At 49.0% G+C, this 6,000-nt stretch carries 8 protein-coding genes and 1 tRNA gene; 4 read left to right on the top strand and 5 right to left on the bottom strand.

Annotation, left to right across the window (positions count from 1 at the left end):
• Positions 1-340 precede the first annotated feature (340 nt).
• Positions 341-428, bottom strand: a tRNA-Ser gene (locus tag OGX66_RS05765).
• A gap of 236 nt (positions 429-664) precedes the next feature.
• Here OGX66_RS05765 and ghrA point away from each other — a divergent pair.
• The 4 genes from ghrA (at position 665) to OGX66_RS05745 (ending at position 3,589) form a co-directional block, all read left to right on the top strand.
• A complete protein-coding gene (gene ghrA, locus OGX66_RS05760) occupies positions 665-1,603 on the top strand; it encodes a glyoxylate/hydroxypyruvate reductase GhrA (protein WP_016149909.1) in 939 nt (312 codons plus the stop codon).
• An 86-nt stretch (positions 1,604-1,689) separates the two neighbouring features.
• A complete protein-coding gene (locus OGX66_RS05755; RefSeq protein ID WP_003836800.1) occupies positions 1,690-2,427 on the top strand; it encodes a phosphatase in 738 nt (245 codons plus the stop codon).
• A gap of 23 nt (positions 2,428-2,450) precedes the next feature.
• The gene (locus tag OGX66_RS05750; RefSeq protein ID WP_003036073.1) at positions 2,451-3,005 is read left to right on the top strand and encodes a TorD/DmsD family molecular chaperone; all 555 of its coding nucleotides are present in this window, start codon (positions 2,451-2,453) and stop codon (positions 3,003-3,005) included.
• A gap of 101 nt (positions 3,006-3,106) precedes the next feature.
• A complete protein-coding gene (locus OGX66_RS05745) occupies positions 3,107-3,589 on the top strand; it encodes a DUF1097 domain-containing protein (RefSeq protein WP_044700707.1) in 483 nt (160 codons plus the stop codon).
• Between the two features lie 46 nt (positions 3,590-3,635).
• On the opposite strand, the gene csgG is transcribed toward OGX66_RS05745, so the two are convergent.
• Genes csgG through csgD form a run of 4 tightly spaced genes read right to left on the bottom strand, consistent with a single transcriptional unit; the run spans position 3,636 to position 5,981 of the window.
• Entirely contained in the window at positions 3,636-4,469 is an 834-nt protein-coding gene (csgG, locus tag OGX66_RS05740; RefSeq protein ID WP_003036082.1) for a curli production assembly/transport protein CsgG, read from the bottom strand.
• Between the two features lie 25 nt (positions 4,470-4,494).
• The gene (gene csgF / locus OGX66_RS05735; protein ID WP_003036084.1) at positions 4,495-4,908 is read right to left on the bottom strand and encodes a curli production assembly/transport protein CsgF; all 414 of its coding nucleotides are present in this window, start codon (positions 4,906-4,908) and stop codon (positions 4,495-4,497) included.
• A gap of 25 nt (positions 4,909-4,933) precedes the next feature.
• Positions 4,934-5,326: a curli production assembly/transport protein CsgE gene (gene csgE, locus OGX66_RS05730; RefSeq protein ID WP_003036087.1), complete on the bottom strand. Its 393-nt coding sequence runs from the start codon at positions 5,324-5,326 to the stop codon at positions 4,934-4,936.
• A gap of 4 nt (positions 5,327-5,330) precedes the next feature.
• Positions 5,331-5,981 (bottom strand): biofilm master transcriptional regulator CsgD, encoded by a 651-nt coding sequence (gene csgD / locus OGX66_RS05725; protein ID WP_003036091.1) that lies wholly within the window; start codon positions 5,979-5,981, stop codon positions 5,331-5,333.
• Positions 5,982-6,000 lie beyond the last annotated feature (19 nt).

The following is a 6,000-nucleotide window of genomic DNA, read 5'->3' as shown; positions in this document are numbered from 1 at the left end:
AAACCTTGAGCGGGGCGATATCCCCGCCAGGCTGTGTAACATACGAAAAAAAAGCCCGTACTTGCGTACGAGCTCTTCTTTAGATATGGCGGTGAGGCGGGGATTGACTCGCTTCGCTCGCCCTGCGGGCAGCCTGTTCGCTATGCTCTCAGTCTGTCCAACTGGCTGCGCCGCTACTCGGCCCATCCCTGGGCCTCGCCCCTACGGGGCCAGCGCAGGCGCTGTTCAAAATTGCTCCTGGCAATTTTGTGTCGAACCCGGTCCGGGCTTCTCATCCCCGCCATGCTGTGCAACATACGAAAAAAAAGCCCGTACTTGCGTACGAGCTCTTCTTAAGATATGGCGGTGAGGCGGGGATTCGAACCCCGGATACGTTGCCGTATACACACTTTCCAGGCGTGCTCCTTCAGCCACTCGGACACCTCACCATATTGTTGTTCCTGTGCTACCGGAACGGGCGCTAATGTAGGGGAAACACAGCCCCGTCGTCAATCAACTTTTTGAAAAAAATGTGCATTTACACAAACTTCAAGCAACATGGAGCATAAATAAGCGGGAATTGTTTTTTTTGCCAGCATCCTAAAATTTGCTACTCTGATGTTCCCTCGGAAAATGATGATAATAAGTGCGAGAAAGTTCCGCACAACAATGTTCAGGAGACAATGTGGATATAATTTTCTATCACCCAACATTCGATACGACCTGGTGGATTAATGCGTTGGCAAAGGCAATACCTGGTGCAAACGTTCGTGAGTGGAAAGCGGGTGATAATGCACATGCTGACTATGCGCTGGTCTGGCATCCGCCGGTTGAAATGCTCGCAGGACGAAAATTAAAAGCCGTATTTGCGCTGGGCGCGGGCGTCGATTCTATTCTCAGTAAACTCAATGCTCATCCGGAAATGTTGGATGCGTCGATCCCGCTTTTCCGTCTGGAAGATACGGGTATGGGCCTGCAAATGCAGGAATATGCGGTCAGTCAGGTGCTGCACTGGTTTCGTCGCTTTGATGATTATCAGGCATTGAAAAATCAGGCGAAATGGCAACCGTTGCCAGAATATACTCGTGAGGAGTTTACCGTCGGGATCATGGGAGCAGGGGTATTGGGCGCAAAAGTTGCCGAAAGCCTGCAAGCATGGGGATTCCCACTGCGCTGCTGGAGCCGTTCGCGTAAATCCTGGTCTGGCGTGGAAAGCTTCGCCGGTACTGAGGAACTGGGCGCGTTTTTGAGCCAAACTCGTGTGCTTATCAACCTCCTGCCTAATACGGCAGAAACCGTAGGTATTATTAACGCTGATTTACTTAGCCAATTGCTGGATGGCGCCTACGTGCTGAACCTGGCGCGTGGTGTTCATCTCAATGAAGACGATCTTCTGGCATCGCTGGACAGCGGCAAGGTGAAAGGTGCCATGCTGGATGTCTATAGCCGTGAACCGCTGCCGGAAACCAGTCCTCTGTGGAAACATCCGCGTGTGGCAATGACGCCGCATATTGCCGCGGTAACGCGCCCGGCGGAGGCGGTGGACTATATCTCCCGCACGATTTTGGATCTTGAGAGCGGGAAATCCGTAACGGGTCAGGTCGATCGCGTACGGGGATACTAATGCTAACCCGGCGGATGCCGGGTTTCAGCTAATAAATAGCGGCGATACCTGCTATCCTTGACGAAAAATGACTACAGGAGAGAGTTATGTATCCCGTTGACCTGCATATGCATACCGTCGCCAGCACCCACGCCTACAGCACCTTAAGTGATTACATCGCTGAAGCCCGTCGCAAAGGCATCAAGCTGTTTGCTATTACCGATCATGGACCGGACATGGCGGACGCGCCTCACCACTGGCACTTTATCAATATGCGTATTTGGCCACGTGTTGTAGATGGCGTAGGGATCCTGCGCGGCATTGAGGCGAATATTAAGAATATTGAAGGCGAAATTGACTGTTCAGGTCCGATGTTTACCTCTCTGGACCTCATTATTGCGGGCTTCCATGAGCCAGTTTTTGCACCTCACGATAAAGAAACCAATACCCAGGCAATGATAGCCACGATGGCCAGCGGTAATGTGCACATCATTAGCCATCCGGGGAATCCCAAGTATCCGGTTGATATTACAGCAATTGCCCAGGCGGCGGCAAAGTACCAGGTTGCACTGGAAATCAATAACTCTTCGTTTTTGCATTCGCGTAAGGGCAGTGAGGATAATTGTCGTGCGGTTGCTGCGGCTGTGCGCGATGCTGGCGGCTGGGTGGCATTAGGGTCGGATTCACATACTGCTTTCACGCTGGGAGAATTTGGCGAATGCCGTAAAATCCTGGATGATGTTAATTTCCCTGAAGACAGAATTTTAAACGTCACACCTAAACGCCTGTTGGCATTTCTGGAATCGCGAGGCATGGAGCCGATCGCGGAATTTGCTGAACTGTAATTGTTACTAACTGGAATATATCAATGAACGAGTTTTCTATCCTGTGTCGTGTACTGGGCTCGCTGTTTTATCGCCAACCGCAGGACCCTTTACTGGTTCCCCTGTTTACCTTAATTAGTGAAGGTAAACTGTCTGCCAACTGGCCGCTGGAACAGGACGAACTGCTCACTCGTCTGCAGAAGAGCTGCGATATGCCCCAACTGGCTGCAGATTACAATGCGCTGTTTGTCGGTGAAGAGTGTGCTGTGCCGCCTTATCGTAGCGCCTGGGTAGAAGGGGCGAAAGAATCGGATGTTCGTGCATTTCTTTCTGCCCGCGGCATGCCGCTGGCAGATACGCCGGCAGATCACATTGGTACGCTGTTGCTGGCGGCTTCATGGCTTGAAGACCAGTCTGCGGAAGATGAAAGTGAGGCGCTTGATACCTTGTTTGTAGACTACCTGCTGCCCTGGTGTGGTACGTTCCTTGGCAAAGTTGAGGCGCACGCAAACACGCCGTTCTGGCGTACCATGGCGCCGCTAACACGTGATGCCATTAGTGCAATGTGGGACGAATTGCAGGAAGATACTGACGAATAAATGTGATTTAAATCACTTTAAACTGCAACGCAAATTATATGCTTGCATAAATTGTGTGCACGATCTCATTCCTATGCCGTTTTTCTGCTAAGATACGCGGCATGAACATACTTCTCTCAATTGCAATCACAACGGGCATTCTCTCTGGGATCTGGGGATGGGTGGCCGTTTCTCTTGGCTTACTCAGTTGGGCTGGCTTTCTGGGGTGCACGGCCTATTTCGCCTGCCCGCAAGGTGGGCTAAAAGGACTGTGGATCTCGGCGTGTACGCTGCTAAGCGGTGTGGTGTGGGCGTTGGTGATTATTAACGGTAGCGCGCTTGCCCCGCATATGGACATTATTGGTTATGTCATGACGGGAATTGTCGCGTTTCTGATGTGTATCCAGGCAAAGCAATGGTTGCTTTCATTTGTACCGGGCACCTTTATTGGCGCATGTGCAACATTTGCAGGGCAGGGCGACTGGCGACTGGTTGTACCGTCACTGGTACTGGGCCTGATATTCGGCTATGCGATGAAAAACAGTGGTCTGTGGCTGGCATCTCGCCGTGAAAATCGAATATCGCCGACGCTGACCAGTAAATAAAAAAGCGTGAGGGTTTTCCTCACGCTTTTTATGCAGTAAAGATCCATCAGGATTCTGGTGGTACCGACATATGGCGGTATTTAACCAGAATGTCATTATCAACTTGTTTCTTATCCTGCAAATCCCACAATCCGCGATCGATGCCGTCATTAATTAAGAAGATAACGCCTGTTTCAATCGCTGACATCAGACAAAGCATAACCGGTTCGTTAGAGGTGTAGCCAATTTCACCTTCCAACAGACGCTGGTAGTCAATAAAGCGGAACACTCCAGCCTGTACTTCATAAGACAGAATGGTTTTACTGGTGTTCACTGACGACAGGATCTCACCGGTGCTGACGTTAACTACGCGCAGGTTTACCGCTATCTGGTCGAGCTGGTATTGCGTATCGGCGCCAATACCGAAATAACGCGCACCGACACCACCCGATTTAACGTTACTTTCATAACCGATAATTGACCCTTCCACCATGACGTTTGCCGCGGTCAGGGACTGTAGCGGGATCCGGTTATTAATCGCAACCGTACCGTTTTCTTGAGCCGCACGAATGATTTTGCGTTCGTTCAGCAAGTTCTGTAGCCCCTGACGTTCCAGAGGGACGAACCAACGAGAATCTTTCAATGCGGTGACAAGCATAGCCGTGGCGCTTTGCGGGACGGCGGTAGAGAAGTTACTTGCCGGGTAAGGTTTAAATTGGCCAGTCTCATCCTGAATGTTGTATACCGACACAAAGATCTTACCTGTAGGCATAGGCAGATGCGTCAAATCTTTATAGCTTTGGGCCCGGGGCATTAATGTCGGCTTAGCGGCTTCTTGAGGCGGAGCTGTTAAACATCCGCTGAGTAAAATTACTGCCACCATGATAAGTAAGCGCTGCATGATTTTTTCCTTTCGTGGCTATAATTTAGAAATCGGTCGACTGATTTTGTAAACCCGACACTTCAATAGTCGACGTTCTCCCCGTTTTCCTGTCCGTGACATTCAGTTGCAGTTGCCCATCCCGGTTGGCGATATCAACGATAAAATCGCTGGTTACCATCCTCCCCGGTTTACCGGTATTGATATTGGTGAGCAAGCCACCGAGTATTTGCGACTGTATTGCCTGGGTAAAGTTATCCAGTGCTGATGGGGTTTCAATCCCGTAATCGCCAGCACTCGGATCCTTATACGAGTTTTGCGCCTGAGCGCTGTTCAGTAAAAAAGAGCCGTTGTTTGGGTTGCCACCAAAGTTAGGGTTGCGGAACTGGAACGTCATATTTCCGGCCCAACTTAATGGTGAAATCAGCATGAGCAAAACCACTGCATGTTTGACACGCATGAAAGCCTCCGGACTAAATCATGTTTTAGAATTCATCGCGCGCTAAATCGCTCGTACTTAATAGCGTTTGATCTATTTGCCGACGATTTAATGCTTCCTCAGTTTCTGCCAATGCGAAGACCACAATTTTGTCGAAGTCTCTTTTCGTCGGGAATAAAAAAGTCTGGAAGATAACGTCCTGATTGACAGTTATGGTGATCCAACTTCCCCAACGTGCACTGGGCCTTTCATTAATGGTTAAGTTTCCTGTGTACTTACTTTCCCACTTGTCACTAAAGGCACGATAAAAATCATGGCCAATGGAAGAGACAGTGTGGTCAGTCAACAGTCCGGGAACCTCCACCTCTACAGCAGCGTGTAGATTCCCGGCAGCAAGGAACAAATTTGCTGCCACAATCCAGGACAAATAGCTTTTCATGGCTTTATCGCCTGAGGTTATCATTGGCCCACGAGACCGCCTGCGTACGATTTTTGACAGCTATCTTTTTGAAAAGATTATAAAGATGTGTTTTAACCGTATTTTCACTAATAAATAGTGAACGCGCGATTTCAATATTTGAGGCGCCAATACGCAGTTTATTAAGGATCTCTTTTTCACGGTGCGTAAGTAATGCCGACTCCGTGCTGTTATAGCGGTAGTTCCCGGAATGCGTGATCAGGTAGCTGGCGAGCTTTTGTGAAAAGTAGCATTCGCCACGCAACACACCTTGCAATCCGCTGACGACACGCTGCTCATCTTCCGTTGCGTAGAATACGCCATTGATATGCGGCCAGTTTTCAATATCCCGATAAGGATAATCATCTGGGGTATTCAACAATAACGTCTTTATATTGTTGTTTTTTCTGCTCAAATTATCTTGCCAGTAATGGATCAGTTTTTTGTCTGCCTCCATCATGTCCAGTAGAACAATGCAGCTGGAGGAAATATCATCCAGAGAACGTTGAATATTATGTAGTTTTCCGGTTAACGCCAGCGATTGTTTTAAATGCTGTAATAACGCAGTTGCCTGCAGGGATGGTTTAGTGATCAACAATAATGTATGACCATGAATACTATGGACTTCATTAAACATGATGAAACTCCACTTTTTT

This window comes from Citrobacter sp. Cf072 (assembly GCF_030334485.1).
Classification (GTDB): Bacteria; Pseudomonadota; Gammaproteobacteria; order Enterobacterales; family Enterobacteriaceae; genus Citrobacter; species Citrobacter freundii.
Note: the sequence above shows the minus strand (reverse complement) of the source record. Positions and strands in the feature narration are given on the sequence as shown.